At 43.3% G+C, this 26,213-nt stretch carries 30 protein-coding genes; 5 read left to right on the top strand and 25 right to left on the bottom strand.

What is annotated here, in order from left to right:
* Positions 1-17: 17 nt before the first annotated feature.
* From murD to WA279_RS05815, 10 genes are all read right to left on the bottom strand, one after another.
* Entirely contained in the window at positions 18-1,373 is a 1,356-nt protein-coding gene (gene murD / locus WA279_RS05860) for a UDP-N-acetylmuramoyl-L-alanine--D-glutamate ligase (RefSeq protein ID WP_003232189.1), read from the bottom strand.
* A complete protein-coding gene (mraY, locus tag WA279_RS05855; RefSeq protein WP_003232192.1) occupies positions 1,374-2,348 on the bottom strand; it encodes a phospho-N-acetylmuramoyl-pentapeptide-transferase in 975 nt (324 codons plus the stop codon). It lies immediately after the preceding gene.
* Positions 2,349-2,459: 111 nt separating this feature from the next.
* The gene (locus tag WA279_RS05850) at positions 2,460-3,944 is read right to left on the bottom strand and encodes a UDP-N-acetylmuramoyl-L-alanyl-D-glutamate--2,6-diaminopimelate ligase (RefSeq protein WP_003245326.1); all 1,485 of its coding nucleotides are present in this window, start codon (positions 3,942-3,944) and stop codon (positions 2,460-2,462) included.
* A 175-nt stretch (positions 3,945-4,119) separates the two neighbouring features.
* The gene (locus WA279_RS05845; protein WP_015483201.1) at positions 4,120-6,060 is read right to left on the bottom strand and encodes a stage V sporulation protein D; all 1,941 of its coding nucleotides are present in this window, start codon (positions 6,058-6,060) and stop codon (positions 4,120-4,122) included.
* Between the two features lie 116 nt (positions 6,061-6,176).
* Positions 6,177-8,318 (bottom strand): penicillin-binding protein 2B, encoded by a 2,142-nt coding sequence (pbpB, locus tag WA279_RS05840; protein ID WP_442894660.1) that lies wholly within the window; start codon positions 8,316-8,318, stop codon positions 6,177-6,179.
* 5 nt (positions 8,319-8,323) lie between these two features.
* The gene (gene ftsL, locus WA279_RS05835) at positions 8,324-8,677 is read right to left on the bottom strand and encodes a cell division protein FtsL (protein ID WP_003232200.1); all 354 of its coding nucleotides are present in this window, start codon (positions 8,675-8,677) and stop codon (positions 8,324-8,326) included.
* 39 nt (positions 8,678-8,716) lie between these two features.
* Complete coding sequence (gene rsmH, locus WA279_RS05830; RefSeq protein ID WP_014479723.1) at positions 8,717-9,652, bottom strand: 16S rRNA (cytosine(1402)-N(4))-methyltransferase RsmH; 936 nt, start codon at positions 9,650-9,652, stop codon at positions 8,717-8,719.
* Between the two features lie 69 nt (positions 9,653-9,721).
* Positions 9,722-10,153: a division/cell wall cluster transcriptional repressor MraZ gene (mraZ, locus tag WA279_RS05825; RefSeq protein WP_003221402.1), complete on the bottom strand. Its 432-nt coding sequence runs from the start codon at positions 10,151-10,153 to the stop codon at positions 9,722-9,724.
* A 125-nt stretch (positions 10,154-10,278) separates the two neighbouring features.
* Positions 10,279-11,898 (bottom strand): bacillithiol biosynthesis cysteine-adding enzyme BshC, encoded by a 1,620-nt coding sequence (gene bshC, locus WA279_RS05820; RefSeq protein WP_017694820.1) that lies wholly within the window; start codon positions 11,896-11,898, stop codon positions 10,279-10,281.
* A gap of 70 nt (positions 11,899-11,968) precedes the next feature.
* The gene (locus WA279_RS05815; RefSeq protein ID WP_336154632.1) at positions 11,969-12,865 is read right to left on the bottom strand and encodes a 2-dehydropantoate 2-reductase; all 897 of its coding nucleotides are present in this window, start codon (positions 12,863-12,865) and stop codon (positions 11,969-11,971) included.
* A 159-nt stretch (positions 12,866-13,024) separates the two neighbouring features.
* Here WA279_RS05815 and WA279_RS05810 point away from each other — a divergent pair, with 159 nt between their 5' ends.
* Positions 13,025-13,507 (top strand): N-acetyltransferase, encoded by a 483-nt coding sequence (locus tag WA279_RS05810; protein WP_014476736.1) that lies wholly within the window; start codon positions 13,025-13,027, stop codon positions 13,505-13,507.
* A 56-nt stretch (positions 13,508-13,563) separates the two neighbouring features.
* Here the strand turns inward: WA279_RS05810 and gerR are convergent, their stop codons facing one another.
* From gerR to WA279_RS05795, 3 genes are all read right to left on the bottom strand, one after another.
* Positions 13,564-14,145 carry a sporulation specific transcriptional regulator GerR gene (gene gerR / locus WA279_RS05805; RefSeq protein ID WP_015383592.1) on the bottom strand — a complete coding sequence of 194 codons (582 nt, stop codon included), beginning with the start codon at positions 14,143-14,145 and terminating at the stop codon, positions 13,564-13,566.
* Positions 14,146-14,290: 145 nt separating this feature from the next.
* Complete coding sequence (gene rpmF, locus WA279_RS05800; protein WP_003154457.1) at positions 14,291-14,470, bottom strand: 50S ribosomal protein L32; 180 nt, start codon at positions 14,468-14,470, stop codon at positions 14,291-14,293.
* Positions 14,471-14,491: 21 nt separating this feature from the next.
* On the bottom strand, positions 14,492-15,010 hold the full coding sequence (locus tag WA279_RS05795) for a YceD family protein (RefSeq protein WP_014479718.1): 519 nt from the start codon (positions 15,008-15,010) through the stop codon (positions 14,492-14,494).
* 27 nt (positions 15,011-15,037) lie between these two features.
* On the opposite strand from WA279_RS05795, the gene WA279_RS05790 reads away from it, so the two are divergent.
* Both WA279_RS05790 and WA279_RS05785 read left to right on the top strand, forming a co-directional pair.
* A complete protein-coding gene (locus WA279_RS05790; RefSeq protein ID WP_003232215.1) occupies positions 15,038-15,223 on the top strand; it encodes a hypothetical protein in 186 nt (61 codons plus the stop codon).
* Positions 15,220-16,467, top strand: coding sequence for a nucleotidyltransferase (locus tag WA279_RS05785; protein WP_336154630.1), 1,248 nt, complete (start codon positions 15,220-15,222; stop codon positions 16,465-16,467). The genes WA279_RS05790 and WA279_RS05785 overlap by 4 nt, the downstream gene beginning before the upstream one ends.
* Positions 16,468-16,483: 16 nt before the next feature.
* Here WA279_RS05785 and ddcP read toward each other — a convergent pair whose 3' ends face one another.
* Both ddcP and WA279_RS05775 read right to left on the bottom strand, forming a co-directional pair.
* Complete coding sequence (ddcP, locus tag WA279_RS05780) at positions 16,484-17,509, bottom strand: protease DdcP (RefSeq protein ID WP_336154628.1); 1,026 nt, start codon at positions 17,507-17,509, stop codon at positions 16,484-16,486.
* Position 17,510: 1 nt separating this feature from the next.
* Positions 17,511-18,293 (bottom strand): patatin family protein, encoded by a 783-nt coding sequence (locus WA279_RS05775; RefSeq protein WP_021479345.1) that lies wholly within the window; start codon positions 18,291-18,293, stop codon positions 17,511-17,513.
* 180 nt (positions 18,294-18,473) lie between these two features.
* On the opposite strand from WA279_RS05775, the gene spoVV reads away from it, so the two are divergent.
* Positions 18,474-19,700, top strand: coding sequence for a dipicolinic acid transporter SpoVV (spoVV, locus tag WA279_RS05770; RefSeq protein WP_336154626.1), 1,227 nt, complete (start codon positions 18,474-18,476; stop codon positions 19,698-19,700).
* 10 nt (positions 19,701-19,710) lie between these two features.
* Here the strand turns inward: spoVV and coaD are convergent, their stop codons facing one another.
* The 8 genes from coaD to WA279_RS05730 form a co-directional block, all read right to left on the bottom strand.
* Positions 19,711-20,196 (bottom strand): pantetheine-phosphate adenylyltransferase, encoded by a 486-nt coding sequence (coaD, locus tag WA279_RS05765; protein WP_003245283.1) that lies wholly within the window; start codon positions 20,194-20,196, stop codon positions 19,711-19,713.
* 4 nt (positions 20,197-20,200) lie between these two features.
* The gene (gene rsmD, locus WA279_RS05760; protein ID WP_015483196.1) at positions 20,201-20,755 is read right to left on the bottom strand and encodes a 16S rRNA (guanine(966)-N(2))-methyltransferase RsmD; all 555 of its coding nucleotides are present in this window, start codon (positions 20,753-20,755) and stop codon (positions 20,201-20,203) included.
* A 322-nt stretch (positions 20,756-21,077) separates the two neighbouring features.
* Positions 21,078-21,350: a YlbG family protein gene (locus WA279_RS05755; RefSeq protein WP_009967171.1), complete on the bottom strand. Its 273-nt coding sequence runs from the start codon at positions 21,348-21,350 to the stop codon at positions 21,078-21,080.
* A 54-nt stretch (positions 21,351-21,404) separates the two neighbouring features.
* Entirely contained in the window at positions 21,405-21,854 is a 450-nt protein-coding gene (gene ricF / locus WA279_RS05750) for a regulatory iron-sulfur-containing complex subunit RicF (RefSeq protein WP_003221370.1), read from the bottom strand.
* Positions 21,855-21,969: 115 nt separating this feature from the next.
* Entirely contained in the window at positions 21,970-22,209 is a 240-nt protein-coding gene (locus WA279_RS05745; RefSeq protein WP_003232231.1) for a YlbE-like family protein, read from the bottom strand.
* A gap of 15 nt (positions 22,210-22,224) precedes the next feature.
* Positions 22,225-22,623, bottom strand: coding sequence for a YlbD family protein (locus WA279_RS05740; RefSeq protein WP_003232233.1), 399 nt, complete (start codon positions 22,621-22,623; stop codon positions 22,225-22,227).
* Between the two features lie 231 nt (positions 22,624-22,854).
* Entirely contained in the window at positions 22,855-23,895 is a 1,041-nt protein-coding gene (locus WA279_RS05735; protein WP_014479713.1) for a CAP domain-containing protein, read from the bottom strand.
* Between the two features lie 83 nt (positions 23,896-23,978).
* Complete coding sequence (locus WA279_RS05730; RefSeq protein ID WP_003221362.1) at positions 23,979-24,425, bottom strand: CBS domain-containing protein; 447 nt, start codon at positions 24,423-24,425, stop codon at positions 23,979-23,981.
* A 139-nt stretch (positions 24,426-24,564) separates the two neighbouring features.
* Between WA279_RS05730 and WA279_RS05725 the strand changes: the two genes are divergently transcribed.
* Positions 24,565-24,927, top strand: a complete 363-nt coding sequence (locus tag WA279_RS05725; protein ID WP_003232238.1) for a YugN family protein — start codon at positions 24,565-24,567, stop codon at positions 24,925-24,927.
* A gap of 31 nt (positions 24,928-24,958) precedes the next feature.
* Here WA279_RS05725 and ctaG read toward each other — a convergent pair whose 3' ends face one another.
* Both ctaG and ctaF read right to left on the bottom strand, forming a co-directional pair.
* Positions 24,959-25,852, bottom strand: coding sequence for a cytochrome c oxidase assembly factor CtaG (ctaG, locus tag WA279_RS05720; RefSeq protein ID WP_336154624.1), 894 nt, complete (start codon positions 25,850-25,852; stop codon positions 24,959-24,961).
* A 26-nt stretch (positions 25,853-25,878) separates the two neighbouring features.
* Complete coding sequence (ctaF, locus tag WA279_RS05715) at positions 25,879-26,211, bottom strand: cytochrome c oxidase subunit IVB (protein WP_003232242.1); 333 nt, start codon at positions 26,209-26,211, stop codon at positions 25,879-25,881.
* Positions 26,212-26,213: the final 2 nt, after the last annotated feature.

The raw sequence follows: 26,213 nt of genomic DNA, 5'->3' as shown, positions 1-26,213 counted from the left end.
TACTTCAAGACAAGCCCTTACTTAAGCATATGCACGGCATCTATAAACATGTCACCGCGTTCTTCAAATGTTTTGAATTGATCCCAGCTCGCACACGCGGGTGACAGCAGGATGACATCTCCTTCATTTGAGAGCGCAAACGCCGCAGATACTGCTTGTTCAACATTATCGACACGTTTGACATGTTGTATTCCCAGTTCATTGCCGAGTTTCTCGAGTTTTGGCGCCGTCTGGCCAAATGTAAGCACTGCTTTGACATGCTTCATATAAGGTTTCAAGTCATCAAAACCATTTCCGCGATCCAGTCCGCCCGCAAGCAGAATGACCGGCTTATCAAAAGCTGAAAGCGCCTTGCTTGTCGCCAGAATGTTTGTTGCTTTACTGTCGTTATAAAATTTGCGGCCATTCACAGTTGTGACATATTGGAGGCGGTGCTTCACACCAGTAAAGCTTGTCAGCACCTTTTTAACCGCCTCATTGGATGCTCCTGCCGTTTTCACAACTGCAATAGCTGCTAAAATGTTCTCCAGGTTATGAGCACCGGGCAGTACAACCTCTTCCAGAGGAAGAATAGCTTCGCCGTTAAACATAATCATACTGTCTTTTACATATGCGCCCTGTTCAAGCGTTTTGCTGACTGAAAATGGGACGATTTCGGCTTTTCCGGCTTCAGCAAGACGCACGACGGTTTCATCATCCTGGTTGACAATAGCTTTATCTGAAGCAGTCTGATGAAGGTACACTTTCTGTTTCGCTTTTTCATAGTTTTCACGCGTATGGTGATAATCCAGATGGGCGTCAAATACATTTAAAATCAGGCTGATTTCCGGTCTGAAAGCGTGTGTTCCCATCAGCTGAAACGAAGACAGTTCAGTAACGATCCATTCATCTCCATCAGCATGATAGGCAACCTCACTTGCGACTGTGCCGATGTTTCCGGCAATCAGTGCTTTTTGCGAGTCAGCTTTGAGCATTTCGTAAATTAGCGTTGTCGTGGTCGTTTTACCGTTCGATCCGGTAATACCGATAAACTTGGCGCTGGTCAGGTAGTAAGCGAGCTCAATTTCCGTCCAAACCGGAATGCCTCGTTTCTCCGCTTCCTGAACCATAATATTTTCATAAGGAATTCCCGGGTTTTTGATCAGAATCGTAATTTGGTGCTGATCAAACAGAGAAACTGGATGCTCTCCGCAAACAACTTCGATTCCTTTTTCAGAAAGCTTTTGTGCCGGTTCATTTTCTTCAAAAGGCTTTTGATCATTGACTGCAACATAAATGCCTTTTTCATGAAGAATGGAGGCCGCCGCATATCCGCTTTTCGCAAGCCCAAGGATTAAAAAATGCTGTTTCTGTAAAAATTGATCATTTTCCACTTATAACCACACCTCGATGTAAATTCCTAAAACGGCAAGCAAAAGTCCCGCAGCCCAAAACGTCACGACTACTCTCCATTCAGACCAGCCGACAAGCTCATAATGGTGATGAAGCGGACTCATTTTAAAGATTCGTTTACCTGTCGTTTTAAAGCTGATGACCTGCAAAATAACAGATAATGTCTCGATAACGAATACACCGCCGATGATAACCAGCAGGATCTCTAATTTCGTTAAAATGGCAATGGTAACGATGGCTCCTCCCAATGCAAGCGATCCCGTATCTCCCATAAAAACTTTGGCCGGATGAGCATTAAATACAAGGAAGCCCAGAACTGCACCGACAACGGCAACTGAGAAAATCGCTACGTCATATTGAGACTGATTCCATGCCAGAATGGCAAAGGCGCCAAAGGCAATCGCCGCAGTACCGGATAATAACCCGTCAAGGCCGTCAGTCAGGTTAACTGCGTTTGATCCGCCGACTAGCATAAAGAGCACAAGGATAAAGTAAGCCCAGCCAAGATCAAATGATAAGTCAGTTCCAGGAATGCGAATATCCGTCGCAAAATTGTAGTAATGATACACGGCGTAGAATACAACTGCAATAATAATTTGTCCGATCAGCTTTTGCTTTGATGTCAATCCAAGATTGCGCTTCATGACAACCTTGATGTAATCATCTAAAAAGCCAAGCAAACCGTAGCCTAGCGTAACAAACAGAAGCAGCACCATTTCGGGGCTTATTTCTGAAAACTTCTGTGTCATCACAATTGTTGTCACTATGATAGAAAGTATGATCATGACCCCGCCCATTGTCGGTGTCCCTGATTTTTTCTGATGTGATTTCGGTCCTTCTTCTCTAATACTCTGGCCGAATTTTAATCTTCTTAAAAACGGAATAAGAATCGGAGAGAGCAGAACACTAATTAAAAACCCCATTAAAATTGTAAACAGAATGACTTGCTCAAGCATTGTCCTTTTCTCCTCCTGTTTCTTTCAAACGACATACGTAGTTATCATATTCATGATTTTTTTCCATATGAAAAATCTTTTCAAGCTCCATTATTCAGTAACATCTCTTTCCTATGAATTCGTCTTATTCTTATTGAGTTCAACAATGGCTCTCGCCGCTACTTCAGCATCATCAAAATCGAAAGTTTCATTTCCGATCTGCTGATAGGTTTCATGTCCTTTTCCGGCAATGAGGACAACGTCGCCTTTTTTGGCATTGGCAATTGCGAAAAAGATCGCCTGCTCGCGGTTTGCAATACTGTGATAGTATGCGTTCTCTACTCCTGCTTCCATATCTCTTAAAATCGCGCGAGGATCTTCGCTTCTCGGGTTATCTGACGTGAAAATCGGCTCGTCAGCCAGCTCCACAGCAATTTTAGCCATTTTCGGGCGCTTCGTCTTATCTCTGTCTCCTCCGCAGCCGACAACGACAAATAGCTTTCCTTCCGTCATGTCTCTGCATGTCTCCAGCACATTTTCAAGGCTGTCCGGTGTGTGCGCGTAGTCTACAATGACAGGAAACTCCTGCTGCTGATTGACCAATTCAAAACGTCCCCTTACACCATGCAATTCTTCAACAGCCTCAGTGATGATTTCAAACGGTATGCCTGCTGCAATACATGTCGCAACAGCGGCCAGCACGTTATACACATTAAATTGTCCGACGAGAGACATCGTGATGTGCTTCGTGCCTTTGTTTGTCACGAGATCAAAGCTTGTGCCCTGTGCAGTGATACTGATGTTCTTCGCCATCACATCAGCATCGTTTTTAATTCCGTATGTAGAGATATGCGCAGCTGTTACCTTTTCAAAATAAGCGCTCGCCTCATCGTCAGCATTCAGGACGGCACGCTTTGGATGTTCATGGTTGAAAGCTCCGCCAAGCTGGGAAAAGAGCAAGCTTTTTGCATGCCGGTACTCATCCATCGTTTTATGATAGTCCAGATGGTCCTGTGTTAAATTCGTAAACACGGCAATATCATAATCACAGCCATGGACGCGTCCTAAAGACAAAGCGTGGGAAGAAACCTCCATGATTGCAGTGTCAACGTGCTTGTCATTCATTTTCTTAAACGTTTTCTGCAGCGTGACGCTTTCCGGAGTCGTGTTTTTAACAGGAAGTGTTTCGTCTCCGATTTTCATGTACATTGTACCGATCAAGCCTGTGCGTTTTCCCGCTTTTTTCAGAATCTCATCGACCATGTGGGTCGTTGATGTTTTGCCGTTTGTCCCTGTTATCCCAATCAGCTGAAGCTTCTTCGTCGGCTGTCCGTAAAACGCATCAGACAAAACGCTGAGCGCGCGAAGTGACTGCCGGACAATAATAACAGGAACATTCACATCGACCTCTCTTTCTGCCACAATAGCCGCTGCGCCGTTTTCTACTGCTTTTTGCGCAAAATCGTGGCCATCCACCGTATACCCTTTTACACATACAAAAAGACTCCCTTTCTTTACTTCTCTGGAGTCCATCTCAATTGAAGTTATTTCAGGGTCTTGTGAGTCGTTTACAGAAGGTTCGGTTGTTAAGTATGTAAGCAGCTTTGTAAGTTTCATCGTATCAAACCTCTCAACATTCTAATTCGTTCTTTTTATCATTGAAGTCACATCAAATGATGTGGTAATGATTTTAAGCATACAGTTCATATTTTAGCGTAAATAAAAGGATACATCCAGCTAATCTTGAAAGATATCAGCATTTTTTCTGCAATAAAAGAATAGGCAGCCCGAATCAATCGGCTGCCTCCTTTTCATCTTCTTCAGTCAAATACACGCGTATCTTTGAGCCTTCTTTTACTTTCGTTCCGGCAGCTGGCGATTGTTTAACGATTTTGCTCCCTTTCCCGGAAGCATCCACATTGAGATTCACCAATAGTGACTCAAGATCTGAGACAGACATCCCTACAACATTCGGAACTTCTATTGTTTTTGTGTCGTTCCATTGGTATTTTTTCTCGATTTGATTTTTCCGGGGCTTCACACCAAGTTCCGGCAGACTGTCTCTCATAATATTTCCGACAATAGGCGCTGCAACCGTTCCGCCAAACTGAATCGTGCCTTTCGGGTTATCCACCGCAACGTAGACGACTAGACTCGGATCATCAGCTGGCGCGAAACCGATAAATGATACAATATGGTTGTTCTCAAGGTATTTTCCATCTTTAACCTTTTGTGCAGTTCCCGTTTTTCCTCCGACACGATATCCTTCTACAAATGCATTGCGGCCTGTTCCTTCTGCGACGACGCTTTCTAGAGCATAGCGGATTTGTTTGGATGTTTCCTCAGAAATGACTTGTTTCTTTGCGATTGGTGATTGTTTTTTGACCGTTTTCTTCGTAACAGGATCGATCCATTCCTTTGCAATATAAGGTGTGTAGAGCGTTCCTCCGTTTACAGCGGCGGATACTGCTGAAACCTGCTGAATCGGTGTGACGGATACTCCCTGTCCGAAAGCCGTAGTTGCTTGCTCCACAGGGCCCACTCTCTCAAGCGGGAATAAGATGCCTGTTCCCTCGCCTTGGAGATCAATCCCCGTTTTTTGTCCAAAACCAAAGTCTTTGATATATTTGAAAAGCTTTTCCTTTCCTAAGCGCTCGCCTAATTCAACAAACCCCGGGTTGCAGGAGTTCTGCACAACTTCCAGATACGTCTGCAGCCCGTGCCCGCCTCTTTTCCAGCAGCGCAGTCTCGCTCCGTCCACTTCCGCATGCCCTTTATCATAAAATTGATCCCGTTTCAAATTTACTTTTTGCTCTTCAAGGGCTGCTGCAAGTGTAATAATTTTAAAGGTAGATCCCGGTTCATACGTGCTCCATACTGGCAGATTTCGATTGTAGACGGACGGATCAACAGATTGGTAATCAGCAGGGTCGAAGTCAGGCCTGCTAGACATCCCCAAGATTTCTCCGTTTTTCGGATTCATGGCTACGGCAATCATGCCGTCCGGATGATATTTGGCCTCAGCGTTATCAAGCTCTCTTTCCATTATCGTCTGGACCTTTGAATCAACCGTCAGCTTCATATCAAGCCCATCCTTAGGCGGCGTATAGTCATCCGCTTCATCAGGCATCTTCTTCCCCTTGGCATCTGTATAAAACTTAACAGAACCTTTTTCCCCTTTTAAATCATCGTCGTAATAGGCTTCCAGTCCAAGGAGTCCTTGGTTGTCAATTCCTGCAAATCCAAGCACATGAGATAAAAAGCTGCCGAACGGGTAATGACGGATACTGTCCTCCGCAACATACACACCTTTTAAATCAAGCGCTTTGATTTCCTTCGCCTTCTCATTTGAAATTTTTCTCCCTTCAGGAGTGATCTTTTCGATTGACGCTTTTTTAGTCACATGTTTATATACTTTTTCTTCTGACATGTTGAGCACCGCCGCAAGCTGCTTGCTCGTTTTCATCGGATTCTGAACTTGGCGCGGCACGACGAATACGGTCGGCGCACTTTTATTTGTTGCGAGCTTCACACCATTCCGATCCAGAATCTCGCCTCTCTCCGGCTCAAACGGCAAGTTCCGGCTCCAGGAATCTTTCGCCAGCGAAGTCAGTTTTTCGCCCATCACAAACTGAACATACCCCAGCCTTGTATCAATGATCAGAAACACGATCACGCCAAAAAGCAAAACAAATAATAAACGTTTTCTAACCGTTACATTCGAGACGCGCAAGAGACCGTTCACTCCTTATTTAGGCTTGTTTCATTTTATGCCTGAAATTGGACAGGTAGAACGATGCTCCTCTGAAGGCATAAAAAAAGAAAGCCTGCATAACGCAAGCTTTCTTTTTAATCAGGATTTTTAAACTTAACCTTGATTACGGTTTTGTCTTTGATTTCTTTGTCTTTCTTAACACTTTGGCTGACAGCGTAGCCTTGCCCGTTTACTTCAATATGAATTCCCGCGAGCTCGCCGTACTGCAGAACCTCTCTTCTCGACCACCCTGTCATATCAGGCATTTTGATTTTGCCGCCCGTTTTCAGGAAGACCTTTTGATTGGTGAGAACTTCCTCATCCGCTTTCGGATACTGTTCTTTTACAGCGACTTCACTGCCGATGACAATTGGTGTGAGATTCTCCTCTTTTGCTTTCTTTTGAGCAGCAGCTACCGTTTGATCTGTTAAATCAGGCATTGTCTGCGCTTTTGTTTCTTCCTTATCTGAGTCAGATTTTTCAGTTGGTTCAATGTTTAGGTAGTGCAGGCTGTTTTTCATTGTTGGGTTGAAGATTTCAGATACTGGTTCTGAACTGCTCTGTCCTGCTTTTAACTGCGGCTGCTGTACAGCAACATAAATTAAAAGCTCAGGATCATCTTTTGGTGCCATACCCATAAACGAAAAGATATAGTTATCTGTGCCGTCTAAATATCCGCCTTTACCGGCTATTTGCGCAGTACCTGTTTTCCCAGCAACATCAAAACCTTCGATTTTATAAGCTTGCCCTGTTCCGATCTTCGATGTAACGACTTCTCCCAATATATCCCGCACCTTTTTCGCAGTGCTTGCAGAAATCGGAGTTCCGGCTGATTCCGGCTTATTTTGATAAATAGTTTTATCTTTATCTGGGTCAACGATATGGTCAATCACATAAGGTTTCATCATTTTACCGTCATTCGCAATTGCCGTCGCAGCCTGAAGCTGCTGAATTGGTGTGACCGCAGACGCTTGGCCGTATGCAGTTGACGCCTTATCAAATTCATATTTAAAGTTGATTTTACTGGAGACTTCTCCTGGTAAATCAATACCTGTTTTCTGGTAAAAATTGAATTTGTGCAAATATTGATTGAGGCGGTCATATCCCAGCTTTTCTTTCGCCAGTTTCGCAAAAGCGACATTCGACGACCTTAGGACGCCGTCATGATATGTTGTCGGACCCCAGCCTACTCCGTTATTGTGATCCTTAACAGGTGCTCCGCCAACTTCAAATGTTCCTGATTTATATTGTTCGTTCGCATTAAACACATTTTCCTGCATTGCAGCAGCGAGTGTGAAAATCTTCATCGTTGATCCGGGTTCATACGCATATGAAATCAAATCATTATAGTAGTTTGTCACATCGCGCTTGTTCGGATCAAAGCTTGGGCGCTGTCCCATAGCAAGGACTTTGCCCGTTTTCGGATCGACAACTGCGGCCATGATTTTTTTCGGATTATACTTTTGCGCTACTTTTGTCATGCTGTCTTCCAAAAAGGTTTGAATTTTCTGGTCAATGGTTAAATATACATTGTCACCATTTTTTGGCGCTGTAATTTTATTTTTGCTGTTCGGGAGCTCCCAGCCGGATTTGTCGCTTTCATATGTCACATATCCGTCGCGCTCCTTCAAATACTTATCCAGCACTTTTTCTAATCCCATCGCGCCGGAAATTTCATTTGTTTCTTGATCAACCTCGGCATAGCCGATTAAATTGGATGCGAAAATACCATTTGGATAGTAGCGTTTTGTATCCCGCAAAAATGAAATGCCCGGGAGTTTCATTTTTTCAATTTTTTGCTTTTGTGAATACGTAATATCCCGGCCAGCTGAGCCAAACTCGACTTGTTTTGCATCTTTATTTAAGATATCAAGGATGTCGGCCTTGTCCAAGTTTATCACTTTAGACAATGCTTCCGCCGTTTTTTCTTTGTTTACAACATGCTGAGGATGCTTGACATCAGTGGTCATTTTTTTATCGAGAATCGCAATCAGTTTATACGTCGCTGTGTCCTCTGCTATGACTTTTCCTTTTCGGTCTAAAATCGAGCCGCGGCTCGCTTCGATGGTCCGTTTCTTTTCATGCTGCTCTGTCGCTTTTGTCGCAAGCACTTCGCCGTTCGCTTTTCCGGTTATTTGAATATATGCCATTCTCCCCAGGATGACAAAGAAAAAGAGAGCGAAACAAATACTTAGAATCGCTGCTCCTCTATTCATAAATTTATTCTTTTTTGGCATTTGAATCATTCCTGTATGTTTTTCACTTTTTTATCTTTTAAATTCAAGCCGTTCTTTTTCGCAATGTCCATAATGCGCTGCGGTTTGCTTAAATCAGCAACGCTTTTTTCGAGGTCACCAATTTGCTTATTTTCGGATGAAATTTGCTCCTCAAGCTTTTGAACCTCAATATTGGTTTGATATGCCGCATACGCCTTCGATACGATCAAAAGCGATACGCTGAGCACCGCCGCAGCAAAGAGGACAAGAAGCACTTTTTCTCCGAGAGTAATGGAAGCCCTTTTCTTGACAATCACTTTTTTCTCAGGACTGATCGCATGCCGCTGCTGTTTCTCTGGTTGGTAAGCTAAATTGCTCATAGGCTGATGACCTCCTTTTAATTTTGCGTTCGCGTTTCGTTATTTTCTTTTTTCAGCAATCCGAAGCTTGGCAGAACGAGCCCGGTTGTTCTCTTCAAGCTCTTCTTGAGATGCCGTAATCGGTTTTCGTGTGATGAGCTTCAGCTCCGGTTCAAACTCTTCCGGTATAACAGGAAGCCCCGGAGGAAGTTCCGGAAGCGACGACTTTTCTTTAAAAGTGGTTTTGCAAATTCTGTCTTCTAGCGAGTGGAAGGTAATGACTGATACCCTGCCCCCTGGCTTCAGAACCTCAATTGCCTGCTCCAAAGCTTCTTCAAACACCCTAAGTTCATCGTTTACGGCAATTCTGATTGCCTGAAACACGCGTTTAGCGGGATGTCCCCCGCTCCTTCTTGCTGGAGCGGGAATCGCGTCTTTTATTAGATCGACCAGTTGGCCCGTAGTTTGAATAGGAGACTTCATTCTTGCCTCCTCAATTTTTCTGGCGATCTGTTTACTGAACTTCTCTTCTCCGTATTTAAAGAAAATACGGACGAGATCCTCATAGCGCCACTCATTAACGACTTCTTTCGCCGAAAGCGTAGCCGACTGGTCCATCCTCATGTCCAACGGTGCGTCATGATGGTAACTGAATCCGCGCTCCGGTGTATCCAGCTGCGGAGAGGACACCCCTAAATCAAATAAAATGCCGTCTACTTCTGTAATGCCTTGTTCATTCAAACATTCTTTTAAATACCTGAAATTGCTTTTAATCAGAATGAGCTGTCCTTTATAATCGGACAACACTTCTTTAGCATGCTGTAATGCCGTATCATCTTGGTCAAAAGCGATTAAACGCCCCTTCTCGGATAACTGCTGCAATAAGTATGTACTATGCCCAGCTCCGCCGAGTGTGCAGTCTACATATGTACCGTCTGGTTTAATATTAAGTCCGTCTACGGTTTCACGAAGAAGTACTGTCTTGTGTTGAAACATATTGTGTTGGTCCCACCTTTTATCAGGATGAATTGAAATTGTTTTTAGAGTGTTATACACGAAGAATCATTATATATCAAACCCAATCATGTTTTCAGCAATTTCAGCAAATGAATCTTCTTGCTCTTCTGTGTATTGTTCCCAAATTACTTTACTCCACAATTCAATTCGATTAGAAACCCCGATAACAACACATTCTTTTTCCAGTTTGGCGTAATTCAATAGAGATGATGCGATATTTACCCTGCCTTGCTTGTCCAGTTCGCATTCAGTCGCCCCTGAAAAGAAGAAACGGGTAAACGCGCGGGCATCTTTCTTTGTGAGAGGAAGAGCTTTTAGTTTTTCTTCAATTTGTTTCCATTCGTGCATAGGGTAGCCGAAGAGACATTGGTCAAGTCCTCTAGTCAGCACAAATTGCTCACCTAGGCCTTCTCTAAATTTAGCGGGTACGATCATGCGGCCTTTCGCATCGATGGTATGCTGATATTCACCCATAAACATGATCTCTTGCCCCACTTTCTCTCCTTAACTCACCACTATTCACCACTTCGCTCCACAACTTCATTTTACACTGTTTACCCATAAAAAAAAACCCTGAACTAGTCAGGGTTCTTTAAAACTTTATTTCAAAGTTTGACAACTTGATGTTGATTTTGAAAAGAAAATGGCAGATTCTTGAATGTCGTGAAGAATTTTGGACCGTACCTGTTCAAATAATACATGATATTCCAAATCCGTTCTTGCGGCGCAAGAAGCGGCTTAATGCTATTTTGAATTCTTTCATAATCCTTCAAGACGTAGCCTTCTTTTTCTTCAATTCGCTTCGTTACCGTGCGCTCTAAGAATTGAAGCTGATCCTGAATAAAAGCGGCATTTTTCAGGAGTAAAGGTTCCATGCTTTGATCAACCTTTAACGCCTCCTGCCTGACCGTTTTGTGAATCGCTTCAATTTGGCTTTTCGCCTGATCCATCACCGCCGTAAACTCTTCCGGAATCTGGCGCTCGAAGTATGTCTCTCTTTGATTCTCCGTTCCGCGCTCAATCGCGTCTTGTAACGAGATATTCCGTTCAGCCAGTTTTTTCTCAATATGCCGCTCAAGTATCGTAATGTTCAGCCTTGGCATGACAGGAGGCATTTTGAAGCCCATCACCGCAAAAGCCTGTTTGAGCTCGCCCCAATAATTGATTTCTCCAGGCCCTGCAATAAATGCTAAAGTCGGAATGAGAAATTCCTGCATTAACGGTCTCGTTACAACATTGTTGCTGAAACGCTCTGGATGTTCTTCCATATGTGTATGAAGTTCATCCATCGTCCATCCTAGATCAAGCTCTTTGATGACAAATCGGCCGTTATCTTTTTCAATTAAAAAACGCTCATCTTCGTATTCATAAAACAGATTCGCCTGCTCTTTTCCGGACTCGATAATCGGTTTGTAGCCTGCTTGACGCATGAAGGCCTGCTGATCTGATACAGCCCGGGCGAGTTCATCATTTTCTCGAAGAATCTTTTGGAACATGGCCGTTTCCAGCTTTTTAATCCCCGGATCTCCAGAATTTAATAAAACTAAGCCCTCTTCTTGGAACAAATCCGCGATCAGCAGTTCAAAGAAGTCAGTAAACGTAACAGATTCCCTTAAACATCGTTTCACATTGTCGAGAAGTGTATTCGTATGGTCTGTTTCTTCAAAAGCGGCAAAAACATCATCTATCCACGCGGCACACTTTTCCTGATCAAGCGATGTACTCGCTGCTGATGATTTCTTCCAATAAGACTGAGGCAGCTTTTTTTTCACAGGCCCATTCTCTTCAGATGTATGAACAAAATTAATCTCATCCAAATCGTGGTCTTCTCCAGCCACCCAGAAGATTGGTATGACAGGCACTTGCAGTTCCTTTTCTTGTTGCTTTGCTAAAACAATGATTGAAATGATTTTATGTATGGTGTAAAGCGGTCCTGTTAAAAGTCCTGCCTGCTGTCCGCCGACTACAGCGGCACTTGACGGGTCCTTCAGCTTCTCAATAGCAGACTGCATCGCACTTGAACCGAATTTATTATGGTAAGAGGTTAAGTACGCCGCCAATTCCTCTCTTGCGAAAAACCGGGAAGATAAGTCTTCCAGTCTTTCGCGCCACATGTCCTTATGATGAATACTGTAATCAAAAAAAGAAGACATTTCTTCTTTGCCATCTATATAGTGCTGTACAAACACATTCTGATTTTTGATGGAAAGTTCAGTTAGCTGCATCTTCTAGAACTTCCTTTCTCCAATAAATAGTTAGTGATCCGAAATGAGTATAGCATGTTACCGAAAAAGCTCAAAAGACTTTGTTTGTATTTCGCTCCAATGCTTTGATGCTGCCATATAAAAACTCTAGGTGGACGGCATCAAGACCTTGAAGACTTGCTTCCTTCAATAAGTATCCGATAATGGCGTCAGCTTCCGTCTGCCGGCCTCCAATGACGTCAACCAGCATTGATGAACGATTCTCTTTCGTTTGTCCACAAACGGCCTGAACCTGCTCCCAAGCCTTTTCTTCATTTTCAAGTTTTAAAATGCGGCATGCCTCCTGAAATACCAGCTTCATAAAAGCCAGATAAGCAGGCGTTGTCAGCAGTTCTCCATTTTTCACCTGCAATAACGCAGTTAAAGGATTAATACACGCATTTACAATCAGCTTGCCCGTCAGCAGACGGTACCAATTCGTCTCATAATAAATCGGAAAATCCGAATGGTTATGCTGAAACATGATGTTCAGCCGGTCTGGTTCAGCATCGTCGAACGCGCTCCATTTTATCGCACCTAGGCCTGTATGATCAACAGCTGTATCCGATTTTCTTACAGCTCCGTGCTCAACGATTCCAACATAAATGGAATGGCCAACGTGCCAGTCTTTTAGGTCGTGGATATGCCCCATGCCGTTTTGCAAAAATAATATATTCGTCTTCCCGATTCGTTCAAGCGACGAAAAAACAGATTGAAGCTGATGCTGCTTCACTGTCACGACAAGCAGGTCAAAGTCCGAATTGATACTCGTGTCCGCACTGCAATCAGCCCTGAATTCCTCCCCGCCTTTATAAAGCCGGATTCCTTCAGACTGAATGGCCGCAGCCTGTTCTTGCCGCCTCGTCACAACAGTCACGTCGTGATCAAGTGACAAATAATAGGCGCATAAAAGACCGACGGATCCTCCGCCGATAATTCCAATTTTCATGATGTCACACCCAATTTAGCATTTACGTATTATCATAGCAGAAGTAAGAAGAAATTACTTCTCAAAGATCCCATGTGCTTAAAATTAAAGTTTAAATATTTGGATTTTTTAAATAAAGCGTTTACAATATATGTAGAAACAACAAAGGGGGAGATTTGTTTGACAAAGGTAGAACGTCTGCTTATCAACTATAAAACGCTGGAAGAATTCAAGAAATTCAAAGAATACGGCATTCAGGAGCTTTCAATGCTTGAAGAACTTCAGGATAATATTATTGAAAATGACAGCACCTCGCCTTTTTACGGGATTTATTTTGGCGATAAACTTGTAGCACGAATGAGTCTGTATCAAGTTAACGGCAAATCGAATCCCTATTTTGACAACCGCCAGGATTATTTGGAGCTGTGGAAGCTTGAGGTTCTTCCGGGCTACCAGAACAGGGGATACGGAAGAGCCTTGGTTGAATTTGCAAAATCATTCAAAATGCCGATCCGAACAAATCCGCGAATGAAATCAGCGGAATTTTGGAACAAAATGAACTTTAAAACTGTTAAGTATGATATGGCGCGGGACAAAGGGGAAAACCCGCTCATCTGGCATCCTGATATGGACCATGAAATGACACCGGGAGAGTCTGCATAGAAATCAAAACAACCGGCCTATTCTTACTATAGGGCCGGTTCATTTCAGGCGTTTCTTTACGTTTCTTGAGCCGCTTTTTTCATTCTTCCGTCTTCCTTCGAAACAACCATTTTTCTGGCCCGATCCATGATATCGATCAGTGCCTTGTAATCCTCTTCTGTCATCTCTAGCTGATTCCGCAATGTCTGATTTTCACTCCGCAAATCCTCAAGCTCTTTTTGCAACGATTGGATTTGCTCCTTCAATTTTTCCCTTTCAAGCTGAAATTCTTGTGCAGACGGTGCTTCTTTGAATTGTTCGAGAAATTGAATGACATCCTGAATGGACAAATCTCGTTTTCCTTCTGACGATGCCGAGGCAGTCTGCTTCATGGAATTCGGCATATTGACCGAATGAACGCCGATTTGCTTTCTCAGTTCTTTCCTTTGCTTTTTTGCAAGCTCTATACCTGACTGGTATTGTTTTCTCACATACGAGTTCCACCTGAAACCACAGGCTGCCGCGGTTCTGGTCAGCGCCCTCCCAACCTCCTCAAAGGCTGAAAGCTGTGTTCCTCCCTCTCGAATATGACGAAGCACCACTTCTGCCAGCAGCAAATCCTCATCCTGAGTCCAAGCATCTTGTCTTGTAATGGTCAAATTCAATCTCCCTCCATGTCAGCTTATTTATCTCATACATATGCCGGTAATAGATTAGATAGACTATTTGCACTCACAAATTTTCCGCAAGCTGACAGGAAGAGAAAAAGAAAAAGCGCAGGGCTTTCACCCCGCGCTTTTCTTATTAGTTACTTTTTACATTTATGTCTTTGCCGTTGTATGATCCGCATGCTTTGCATACACGGTGAGACAACTTCATCTCTCCGCATGACGGACATTCTGTCATACCAGGTACATTAAGTTTGAAATGTGTACGGCGCAATCTTTTCTTCATTTTAGAAGTTCTTCTAAAAGGTACAGCCATTATTCCCACCTCCTTAAAGAGTTAAGATTCATCATCTTGTTTTAAGAGCTTTTCAAGGGCTGCAAGTCTCGGATCAACTTGATTCTTCTTGTCTTCTTCCGAAATGACTTGCCAATCCTTTCCTTCTTGAGGAGCAGCTCCTTTTTCTTGTTCAGATTCACAAAAGATTTGCATAGGGATTTCTAAAAGAATTTCTTCTTTCACGATCGGAGTTAAGTCGATAGTATCGTCCTCAACAATGTGAACGTCATCATCTTCTATATCATCCGTGTGATGAAATATAAACAGTTCTTTTGTTGAAATTTCAAATGGATACGGGACATCAACGAGTGTTCTTGAGCATGGCAAAATCATTTCGCCTGAAATTGTAAAATCAAACGAAACCTGTTTGGATTTGATATCCGCTCTGCCCTTCACCCGGACGGGAGAAATGCGGCGAATGTCAGAATTCAGCTTTGTCAGCTCATTTAACTCAACTGTTTCATCAAACTCAAAACTTTGTTTTGGCATTTGATGCAGCTGATAAATCGTCCATTTCATTTGTATCACCTCAGGAAAGCAACAAACATGATTATAGCTTTTAAGATTGTTTTTGTCAATATTTTTTCTTTACAGCATAATGCTGCCATTGAAGTATCGTTGACAGCGGAATATGCTATGCATACACTTAAAACAAAAATAAGGCGTAAGAGTTTTCATTTGCAAATGTACCATACGTTTTTAAACATAGCAAGAAAGGCGGAAAAAATATGAAAGCTGTCGGATTGGTGGTTGAATATAATCCCTTTCATAACGGTCACCTTTATCATGCCCAAACAGCAAAGCGGCAAACCGGATGTGACACGGCTGTCGCGGTCATGAGCGGGCATTTTTTACAGCGCGGGGAACCCGCTGTTGTATCAAAATGGGCCCGAACAAAAATGGCGCTGCAAAGCGGAGTTGATCTTGTCATTGAGCTGCCTTATCTTTATGCCGTGCAAAAAGCAGACATTTTTGCACGCGGCAGTGTTTCCATCCTGAACGAACTTGAATGTGAGGCGCTGTTTTTCGGGAGTGAAAATGGGGATATCAAGCCTTTTTTAGAAACAGCACAGCTTATTGATGAGCATAAACATATATTGAATGACCGAATTAAAGAAGAACTAAAAAAGGGGGGCAGTTACCCAGCAGCGGCGGCTAGCGCCTTCAGCTCCATTTTGCATACAGAAAGTGCACTTGACTTGTCAAAACCAAATAACATTTTGGGATGCCAGTATGTGACTTCGATTCTAACCGGGGGATATCCTATGAAACCTTATACTACGGCACGCATCTCATCGGACTATCATGATGCCGATCTCCCTGAAGGCGAAAACCATATCGCAAGTGCCACAAGCATTAGAAAAGCGATGATTGGCCAGAATCTCGAAGCCTGCCTTCATTTTCTCCCTGCTGCATCTGCACGTGAATTAGCAGCTTACCGCAAATCTTTCGGATTGTGGCATACACCTGAGAGCTACTTTTCTTACTTAAAATACAGCCTTTCAACTGTAACGGCACAGGAATTACAGCAAGTATACGAGGTGGAGGAAGGTTTAGAGCACAGGATTCTTCGTTCGATCAGAAAATCCAGCTCCTATCAGGAATTTATGGAACTGCTGAAAACAAAACGCTATACGTGGACAAGGCTCCAGAGGATGAATACACACATTTTAACCAGAACAAAAAAACAGGATATGCAAAAGCTGCTTGACAACGATAAGGCGCCGTATATCAGGCTTCTCGGCATGACGAAAAAAGGACAGGCTTATTTATCCGAAAAGAAAAAAGCACTGTCTGTTCCGCTTGTCAGCAAACTGTCCTCTTTCTCCCATCCAGCTCTCGATCTGGACGTAAAAGCAAGCAGGATTTACAGCCTGCCGATAGAAGAGCCGCTGAGAACTGAGTTTGACCTGCAGGAATACGGACATGCACCGATTCGATATGACGAAGATGAACAACATTTTTTAAATGTATAGAAAAAGCACCTGAGAATCAGGTGCTTTTCGCTTTCAGCTTATTCAAATAATCAATCGCATCCTGCATGGTATCAACAGGCACAATCTTCATATCTGAATCAATATCTTTTGCTGTTTTTACAGCATTTTTATAGTCGGAATTGCTGGCGCCGTTTTGATTTGGCGCGAAGAAAATGTCTTTTCCGGCTTTGTCTGCGGCGACGACTTTTTGATCAATTCCGCCAATCGGGCCTACTTTTCCGTCAACATCGATGGTACCTGTTCCCGCAATATCATAACCTTTTGTTTCGTCTGTTTTTGTCAGCTGATTATAGATTTCAAGAGACATCATTAACCCGGCAGAAGGGCCGCCGATATTCTCGATTTCAAAATCAATATCCGGCTCCACTTTGACGTTTCTGTCTGTATAAAGCGAAACTCCGATTCCTGCCCGATCCGGCTCATCAGGAAATTGTTTTAACGTAAGGGTGACACGCTTTTCTTTTTCTTCTCTTTCGATCTTTAACGTGACTTTATCTCCCGCTTTTTTGCTGCTGATATAGTCAATCAGCTTTTCAGCAGACTGATAGTTTTTGCCGTCTGCGCTGATGATTTTATCACCGACTTCTATTTTCCCTTTTGCCGGCATGTTTTCTACAACTGAGCTTGCGTATATGCCGTTAAAGGAATAGCTGACTTTTTTTCCTGCCTTTTGATAGGCGGCTATAACCGCATTTTCTTGCGAGCTTTTCATCATTTGGAGCTGTCTTTTCATATACTCCTTATCTGACTCGCCTTCCTCCTTAATGCTCTCATCAGGAACAATTTCATAATAAGGGTGCATCTTTGCCCACACATATGTAAACGGATTAGCCGGTCCCACTTTAACAGTCATTAAGGACAGGCTTCCTTTTTCCGGGTAGCCTCCCTCCACTTTTATCAATGAAGCAAGCTCTGTCGCTTCTCCCGGTTTTGTAATATAGTATGGAAGTTTTATAAATGATAAAACGGCGATCAGTATGAGGATGACGAGCATCCAGCTAAAATGTTTTTTACGTAGCAAATTATGAGCCCTCCCAATTCTCTATTTCTTTTCTTATCTTGCTGATCATTCGGTTTGTCGCCTCTTCGCCTGCCGATATCATTTCTTCAATATTGGCAAACGAGCTTGAGCTGTATGTTTCAAGGGAAGGGCGAATCATGATATCTGCGGCAATTGTTTGATGCCGCACTAATTCATTTTGCAGTATATCCATACTTTGCATAATCACATCAAAAATATGCACTGCTGTTTCAGTTTTTCGAACCCTGGAAACATCCGAAGCGATGATAATATCAGCTCCCATGTCTTTTACAACAGAAACCGGAATTCGATCGACGACCGCGCCGTCTACAAGAAGGCGTCCGTCCAGCCGCTGCGGAATAAAAATACCCGGGATGCTGATGCTGGCCCTCACTGCATCTGACACTGATCCTTTTCGGAACACAACCTTTTCTCCCGTCTGTAAATCACACGCAACAATGCCCAGCGGGATTTGGAGCTCTTCAATCGGTTTTCCGAATGTATAAGCATGCACAAGCTGTCTGACGCGGTCACCTTTTAAAAAACCGAGCTTCGGCACCGTATAATCAGCATAAAGCCTTCGTTTAAAGGCTTTGGCTACTTTTTTCATCGTTGCCACGTCATGTCCGGCGGCATAAAAACTGCCCACCAAAGCGCCCATGCTGCTTCCTGCAATCATATCCACTTCAATTTGGTGCTTATGTAAACTGGAAAGCACACCGAGATGAGCAAGCCCTCTGGCCCCTCCCGATCCTAACGCTAACCCGATTTTAGGTTTGGCCAAAGCGTTAACCTCCTGCCTGAATTCTCTGTATACCGAATTCTATGGTCTAAACTGAACCCCTATGCTCGTATATTAGTACAAAGAATCAAGAGGACAGGTACTGCTTGGCTGTTTCACGTCATACATTATTTTATCATGATATACATGTCATTGGGCATTTTTAGCATCGGGGAGGTAAGAATGAACTTGTCGAAGATTAATACACTTTTGATTGCCTCGTTTTTTCTATTTTTAACAGCGACTGTCATCTCACATCCACAGGCCTCATTCGAAGCCTCTAAAACCGGGCTTTCTATGTGGTGGGAAGTTGTGTTTCCGTCATTGCTGCCATTTTTTATTCTGTCCGAACTCTTAATCGGCTTTGGCATTGTGCGGTTTGTCGGTGTTTTGCTTGAGCCTTTTATGCGGCCGATCTTTCGCGTGCCGGGTGTCGGCGGCTTCGTTCTTGCTATGGGAATGGCATCAGGAAACCCAGCGGGCGCAAAACTCACTGCCCGTCTGCGGCAGGAAAATCAGATTTCAAGAGTAGAGGCAGAACGGCTCGCGTCGTTTACCAATTCTTCAAACCCGCTCTTTATTTTCGGCGCTGTTGCCGTCGGTTTCTTTCAAAACGCGTCACTAGGCATTTTATTAGCTTCTGCACACTATTTGGGGAATCTGGCTGTCGGTTTAACAATGCGTTCCTATGGCCGCAAGGAAGAGCAGCATCTCAGAAGAAAGAAAACGATACCTTTCCCTTCAGTCAAAGATGCTTTACACGCTCTTCATACCGCCAGACTTGCAGAAAAACGGCCCTTGGGTAAAATTTTAGGCGACGCCGTGACGTCTTCTGTTCAAACGCTTCTTATGGTAGGCGGCTTTATTATTTTATTTTCTGTCTTCAATCGGCTGTTGTCAGTGGTTCAGCTGACTGATGTTTTGTCTGTTTTCACAAAAGGAGCACTGACTTTGTTTCAGCTTCCGACTCAATTGGACATTCCGCTTTTATCAGGGATGTTTGAAATTACATTAGGCAGCAAGCTTGTCAGCGAGACAGATGTTTCTCTTCTGCAAAAAGCCATTATCGTCAGCTTTATTCTCGGGTTTAGCGGCTTTTCCGTACAAGCTCAGGTGGCAGGTATTTTATCGGAAACCGACATTAGATTTAAACCATTCTTTATCGCACGTTTGCTGCAGGGTGTTTATGCCGCTGTCTTCGTCATGCTTTTATGGAAACCTCTTTACACGGCATGGCATGATCCATATCAGTATGTATTTAAATCTTTTAACAGCAGTGACATGCCAACTGCCTTTATAAACGGCTGGAATCTGCTTGTGCAGATCGGACCTGCAGTCACACTATGCGCGCTGTTTACGTACATTATCATTTTTTCTTACAGACTGACAAACGGAACAAAAAAAGGATGAGTCAAAACCCTCATCCTTGTCTGAATTTTTGCTGAAGCGCCAGCTCTACTTCCGGCGGTACAAACTCTGATACCGAGCCGTTGTATCTCGCCACTTCTTTTACGATGCTTGAACTTAGAAACGAATATTGATTGTTTGTCATCATAAAAAACGTCTCAATAGATTCATCAAGCACACGGTTTACTGATGTCCCCTGCATCTCGTATTCAAAATCAGATACAGCTCTCAAGCCTCTTAAAATGGCTTTCGCATTTTTTCTTTTTGCATAATCAATTAACAGGCCTTGCGATGTTTCAACTGTTATGTTCGGAATGTCTTTTGTCACTTCTCTCAGAAGCTCACACCGTTCTTCCACACTGAACAAAGGCTTTTTTGAAGAATTATTCAGCACACATACATACACTTGTTCAAAAATATGCGCCCCGCGTTTGATGATGTCCAGATGCCCGTAGGTCACCGGATCAAAACTGCCGGGACAGACAGCTATACTCGCCACCTCACTACCCCCTCTTTTTATAAATCGCCACACCTGTTAACCCATAGGTTTCTTTTCTTGTCATCACAAGATCTCCTACGGTTTCGGGAAGCTCGACCTCTCTGTCATGCTCAGCGACGATAAAGCCGTCTTCTTCCAGCATTTGATATTCGTCAATCAGCGTTAAAAGTGCTTTCAGCTTTTGTTCCTTATACGGCGGATCGAGAAAAATTCCTCGAAAGCCGGTTTCTCTTTTAGCAGCAGCGTGCAAAGCACGTTCCGCATCATTGCGGTATACCTGTGCATGTTTTGTAAGCTCCAGCGTTTTCAAATTAGATTTTACCGTTTGAATCGCTTTAAAATCACGGTCAACGAATATACAATGCTCAAACCCGCGTGAAAGCGCTTCGATTCCAAGACCTCCGCTCCCTGCGAATAAGTCAAGTCCCCTGCCCCCGTCAAAATAAGGGCCGATCATATTGAAAATGGATTCCTTCACTTTGTCGGTTGTCGGTCTTGTTGATGTTCCGGGTACAGCCTTTAGTGAACGGCCTTTTTTTGATCCAGAAATTACTCTCATGTTCCACACCACTTTTTCTAAAAGCTATTTTGTTTCTTTATTCGGCCGGACGCCGCTATGTACATAGAAAAAAATCAATCCTATCTTAACATAAAGCATTCTTCCAAACAATGAACGCTAATCTTGATAAACAGGTGTATAGGCAGCATGATCCTTGTCCATACTATAAGCAACAGCATCTAGAGGATGTTGTTGCCAACCGCGGAGAAGACTTACGTTTCCCCATAAGTTCTTCCTCCGGTTTCTCCTCTCCCTTTGCCTTCTCCTTAACATATTAAGGAATAGAAGGACCCCGCAGATGCCTGCGGGGATTTTTTTATAGCTATATGCCGATTTTATAATCGTATTCTTTTGCCTTATCAAGCTTTGACTCGAATTCCAATTTTAAAAACGGTTTATAAGAAGGCTCCACTTTTTTCACAAATGAGTAAGACGCAATCTTGTCCATTGTTTTTTCAATTTGGTCCATATCACAGTACAGTACGACATATTTTAATCGTTTTGATACATAGTGAACATTCCCGAACTTCCTCAGCATTTTGCTCTGCTTTAGGGAGTGCAGATACACAACCATGCCCTGGCGCCTATTCTCCAATACAATCACCTGCCTGTTTTCTCTTATATGTAAAAGACGAGACGGCCAGTCTCGTCAGGACACTTTACATCCGCAGCTTCCGCCTGAACCGCAGCCGCCTCCGCATGAAGACAAACCGTCAAAATAAGGGTTCCCAGTCGGAACTTTCACATGCTCCGAAACAGCTGTCCCAATCTCAACGCTGACCTCATCAAGAATGGACTGGAGCTCATTTTCAGCTCTCTTGAAGTCAGCCACCTTGTCGTTCAGGTCCAGCTCACGTTTAATCTCCCTCATTTTCCGGGATATTTCTCTATAGTCAGGATGATATTTGCCAAAACGCTGTACATCCTCATACTGCTCTTTTATTTTGATAAAAGAACGAATAATCCGACCTGCCTCTTCATCTTCCTGGAGACGCTTGTAACAATTGCGGTAGTTCTCAGCCGTCTCCGACTGCAGAATCATCTCGGCAAGCTGCTGAGCTTCACTTTGAAGCCGCACGGATTCCATCGTCGCATACATAACATGCACCTCCAGTTGTTAGTTTACCATGAAACCAGCCAATTGGAAAATGCTTAACCGCAGCCGCGAACAAAACCTTATGTCCGCATGAAAAAAGACCCTTTTTCGGGGCCTTTTAATCTTTTGTCCGCATCGCTTGAAACATTTGCATCATCATTTGCGCCATTTGAATCCCGTTCGTAAACTGATTCACCCGATGCGGAATGGTTTTTTCATAAAAGTTCATCATTTCAAGCTGAAAGGAAGACAGATCATCCGGTTTTCTTGAAAGCCTGCGGTACCATATCGGCTGTTCTCTGATGAATCGTTTTCGTTCTTCGTTTGCTAAAATATATTCCTGAACCTCTTTGCGCATATGAGCTCCCCTTTTTTAATCCTTTCGAAAAGAAAAAGGATGCTGTCCAGAGCCTGGCTGAGAATGCTTCTGTCCGCTTCCGGAAAATGTATTAAGAAGGCTTTGCAACGATGAGATCGACTGGCTCATTTTATTGATTTGTTCGTTCATTTGATTGACATCCATCTTTTTCACCGCTGTCACCATTTTCGAGACAAAATCATTTTTTTGCGGTGTTTCAGGCACAGCTTCAGAAGCTTCTTCCGGTTCCCGATACGGATCCCAAATCGGGTCGCTCTCCCCGAAGAGGACCCAATTTTCATATACGTCCTGCCAGCTTCTTTGTTCTTTGCGCACTTCTTTTATCAGCTTGGGATGCTTTTTGACGAATTGTTTAAAGTCATTGATTGAATGATTGGCATGTTGATTCGCCACAATCCTCACCCCCTCCGAAAATCGTTACCTACTACAATGTATCGTTTTGTCGGGCATTGTGTTCGCCTATATTCATTCCCAAATGAATTTTTAGCGATATCCCTATACACTGGTGAAAAAGCCTGACTGAAGGGATGGGAAACGGCCTTATCTGTAAGCTATCAGCACATTCATTCAGACCAGCTTGTATGGAAATAGAAAAAGCCGGGAACCATTCGTCCGCAGCTTTCATTACCATCGCTTAATAAAATTTTGGGTGTAATATTTCCGGTCTACTCCGACACCAAGATGCGTATAATCTGAATTCAGAAGCGCTTTTCGATGGCCTTCGCTATTCAGCCAGCCTTCTACAGCGGCCGGACCGTCCACATAATTGTATGCGATATTTTCTCCCGCTTGCTGAAAGTCAACATGCCCTTCTTCTAAGCGGTCTTTCAGCGAGCCGTATTTTTTAGAGACATGGGAGAAATAATTATTTTCCTTCATATCCTCACTATGTCCAAACGCCACCTCCGCCGTTGGCTGATCCCATTCAAGCTTCGCAAGTCCATGTTTAACGCGTATGACATTCGTCAAATCAAGGATTTGCTTTTCGCTCGTTGTTTGGATCTTTTTCCATTTCTCATCTGAAACGGCTTTCGGTTTAATTAATTCCCCGCGGTACACTACCTCATAAGGTCTTTGCTTTACAAAGGTCTGCGCATCAAACGCCCTGATGCTGGATAGCTTCCCCTCAAATTTGTCCATATACAGCTGGACATACATCTTTCCTACCTTTACAGTCGGTCTTGTATTGATATCTTCTTCAGAAAATTCAAACCGATAGGAATTTCCTTTATACTCTACATTCACAAATGGTGCCACCTGGGTGGTCTTGAATACTTCGCCAGTTGATTCTCCAATTTTGAAAGGCTTGGCGTTAATATCATTACCCGACGCGAATAATGTGACCACTTTATTGTTTAATACCCCGATTTGGATATATTGATCCTTACCTTGATTGTATACCCACCAATCGTAATCATAAGCCGAAGGGTCAATACGTTCAGGTTCCCCAAGCTTTTTCGTTACTTCATCGGCGGGCTTGCCCATGAAGGACAATAACCCTGAAGTCGGCATATGTATTCGTTTGCCGCTTTGCGCTTCCTCATTCGACACCTGAGGCTCGCTGTCATTTGATTTCTTTTCAGGAACAGATCCATATTGAATAAACAGAACATAAGTTCCGCAGATAATCAAAAGGATAACCATTGCTCTCAATATATTTTTCAATCTATCACCCCCGTGGCGATTCACAATCTCTTGTTTACATCCCATTACAATACAGCCTATTTAACATGTCAAAGATTTATGTGTTAATGAAAAAAGCCTTCTTCTCTATTATCACCTTCGGAAATATCCGATAAGGCGCTGCCGGCACGTTCATTCGTTTGCTCAGATAAAGAAAGATCACCAAGCGTGACAATTCCAGTCAGTTTTTTATTTTTTGTAACTGGTATCCTTCTGAGCTGATGCGATGCCATCAAATGAAGAACCTCATCGACTGAAGCATCTTCCTCCACACTGACAGGTTTTTCAGTCATCGCGTCAGTGATTTTTTGCGAGTTCGGTTTTTTGATGGCGATTCCTCTTAATACGAGATCGCGGTCGGTTACGATGCCGACTAATGTTTCCCCGTCCTCATCAACTACCGGAATCGCCCCTACATTTGCGTCCTTCATCTTTACTGCAGCTTCATATACATTATCTAATACCGTGCAATATTGCAAGTCGGCTGTCATCAGATCTTTTATTTTTGTCATCCGTTTAACCTCCTTTAGTCTAGTGCTATTGTCGTCAAAATTTAATTTTTGCATACTTTCAAAAGAAGAAGATTCATTGAAAGTTTAACGCTTTCATACTATGATTGTCAGGAAAGGTAATTTTTATAAGGAGGGGTCAGTGTTGAAGTTTACTGAAAGCGGACTTGAAGGGGTTAAGGCTGAGCTCAGCTGGCTAGACGACTTAATGGAAAGCAAAGGTCTCATCAGAGCGGGTCAATGGGATTACGAGAGAGTCACCTATGACAAGAAGTTTTCGACGATTGAGGGTACGTTTTACCTGCGGATACAAGGTATTGCGGCAGAAGGCGATGTCGGAAGCGGGCGCGCCGTGATTCAATTAATGTCCCCTCTCCTAGGAAAGCATTACTACCCGCACGGAGTAGAATATGGAGAAACGGAAGAGTTTCCCGTACAGGTTGTAACAAAAAGCAAGGCACTGATTCAGGACATAGCCAACATGTTAAAAACAGTTCAAATGTAACGAAAAGGTACAGCATATTTCGCTGTACCTTTTATGATATCGTCTGCTGAATATACGGCGGCTCCTCCTGCCCGTCCTTTTCCCTTTCTTTCTTCACCCATTGGAAAAAAATAATGGCCAAAAAAGTGCCGTACACAATTTCCTGAATGATTTTCATCATGACTGCTCCGAGCTGCTGATCCTCTAACAAAGGCAGTGTATTTAACATCTCGGGTCCTGTTAATGGGACCTGCCCCATCATATCCGCTGGCACGCAAAGCCTCATTGCCTCAGCCCATAAAGCCGGATCTGTATAGGTGTCGTATAACGGTGCACCGCTGAACATGATCAGGGCGCAAGCAGGTGTGAGCAGCATACCGTCGGCCATAATATACCCCAGTTTCATCAAGCCGCTGAGTTGGCGTAGACGTCCCACCTTATGAACAAGCGGCCACCACATGAAGAATGCAAGCACAAAGATAAGCCAAGTGATTAATGTATGGTAAAACGGATCGGTTTTGACAGTATCAAATATAAGGGGTACATGATATAAAGAAAAAATGCCGTTAAACAAAAGCAAAGCAATTAAAGGCGTCGTAAAAAAGGAAAAAAACGGTTTGATTGAAGGCCTGAAAATGATTTTTTCCCAGAGCCATGCAGGAATTCCCGCGATTAACAGCGGCGGGACAACCAAATACAGGACGGCCATCTGCACCATATGTGCGCTGAACATAATATGTCCGAGCAGATCAACCGGGCTTCCCTCGGCTGCATATAAAAACAGCATCGCCGACAGAAAGCATACCATCTCTTTACCAGTTATTCGATTTGGCTTTGAAGACATTCGCCTGTAAAAATAGAGATAAAGCGCCGTAATGCCTAACAGGATACAAAAAAGATAAGGGCTCCACATCGCGCGAAACCCAAATATCTCCAACTGATTCATTTCTTCACCTCCGGCGGCTGTTCAAATTACCACCATATAATTGTCACAAACGCAAGCACAGTGATAAACGCGACAAACACCCCTGAATACAAAAACAGTGCCGGCGCCTCATGCCCTTTCTGATTCATATGCATGAAATAATACAGCTGAAAGATGACTTGAATTGCAGCTAGCAAAATAATGAAAGGAATCGTAAACCAGCTGCCGACACCGTCCGTGGCCACAGTCAGAAATGCAACAATCGTAAGACCGATCATTAAACCAAAAGACAGGACTTGATATTTCATCTCTCGGGCATGCTTTTTTTTCTTAAATTCAAGGTCGCTATTGATATGCCCTCTGCTTTTTTTATCGACCATGT

The organism is Bacillus sp. 204(2023) (genome assembly GCF_037027505.1).
GTDB classification, from domain to species: domain Bacteria; phylum Bacillota; class Bacilli; order Bacillales; family Bacillaceae; genus Bacillus; species Bacillus subtilis.
Note: the sequence above shows the minus strand (reverse complement) of the source record. Positions and strands in the feature narration are given on the sequence as shown.

Coding starts and splice junctions, on each gene's coding strand:
- rpmF (WP_003154457.1), bottom strand. CDS start 14,470: ATGGCTGTACCTTTTAGAAGAACTTCTAAAATGAAGAAAAGATTGCGC.
- pbpB (WP_442894660.1), bottom strand. CDS start 8,318: ATGCCAAAAAAGAATAAATTTATGAATAGAGGAGCAGCGATTCTAAGT.
- WA279_RS05795 (WP_014479718.1), bottom strand. CDS start 15,010: ATGAAATGGACGATTTATCAGCTGCATCAAATGCCAAAACAAAGTTTT.
- mraY (WP_003232192.1), bottom strand. CDS start 2,348: ATGCTTGAGCAAGTCATTCTGTTTACAATTTTAATGGGGTTTTTAATT.
- ftsL (WP_003232200.1), bottom strand. CDS start 8,677: ATGAGCAATTTAGCTTACCAACCAGAGAAACAGCAGCGGCATGCGATC.
- WA279_RS05790 (WP_003232215.1), top strand. CDS start 15,038: ATGATTATAGCTTTTAAGATTGTTTTTGTCAATATTTTTTCTTTACAG.
- WA279_RS05850 (WP_003245326.1), bottom strand. CDS start 3,944: ATGAAACTTACAAAGCTGCTTACATACTTAACAACCGAACCTTCTGTA.
- ctaG (WP_336154624.1), bottom strand. CDS start 25,852: ATGAATCAGTTGGAGATATTTGGGTTTCGCGCGATGTGGAGCCCTTAT.
- bshC (WP_017694820.1), bottom strand. CDS start 11,898: ATGCAGCTAACTGAACTTTCCATCAAAAATCAGAATGTGTTTGTACAG.
- spoVV (WP_336154626.1), top strand. CDS start 18,474: ATGAACTTGTCGAAGATTAATACACTTTTGATTGCCTCGTTTTTTCTA.
- WA279_RS05785 (WP_336154630.1), top strand. CDS start 15,220: ATGAAAGCTGTCGGATTGGTGGTTGAATATAATCCCTTTCATAACGGT.
- ctaF (WP_003232242.1), bottom strand. CDS start 26,211: ATGGTCGATAAAAAAAGCAGAGGGCATATCAATAGCGACCTTGAATTT.
- rsmD (WP_015483196.1), bottom strand. CDS start 20,755: ATGAGAGTAATTTCTGGATCAAAAAAAGGCCGTTCACTAAAGGCTGTA.
- WA279_RS05730 (WP_003221362.1), bottom strand. CDS start 24,425: ATGACAAAAATAAAAGATCTGATGACAGCCGACTTGCAATATTGCACG.
- ricF (WP_003221370.1), bottom strand. CDS start 21,854: ATGTATGCGACGATGGAATCCGTGCGGCTTCAAAGTGAAGCTCAGCAG.
- WA279_RS05745 (WP_003232231.1), bottom strand. CDS start 22,209: ATGCGCAAAGAGGTTCAGGAATATATTTTAGCAAACGAAGAACGAAAA.
- WA279_RS05815 (WP_336154632.1), bottom strand. CDS start 12,865: ATGAAAATTGGAATTATCGGCGGAGGATCCGTCGGTCTTTTATGCGCC.
- mraZ (WP_003221402.1), bottom strand. CDS start 10,153: ATGTTTATGGGTGAATATCAGCATACCATCGATGCGAAAGGCCGCATG.
- rsmH (WP_014479723.1), bottom strand. CDS start 9,652: ATGTTTCAACACAAGACAGTACTTCTTCGTGAAACCGTAGACGGACTT.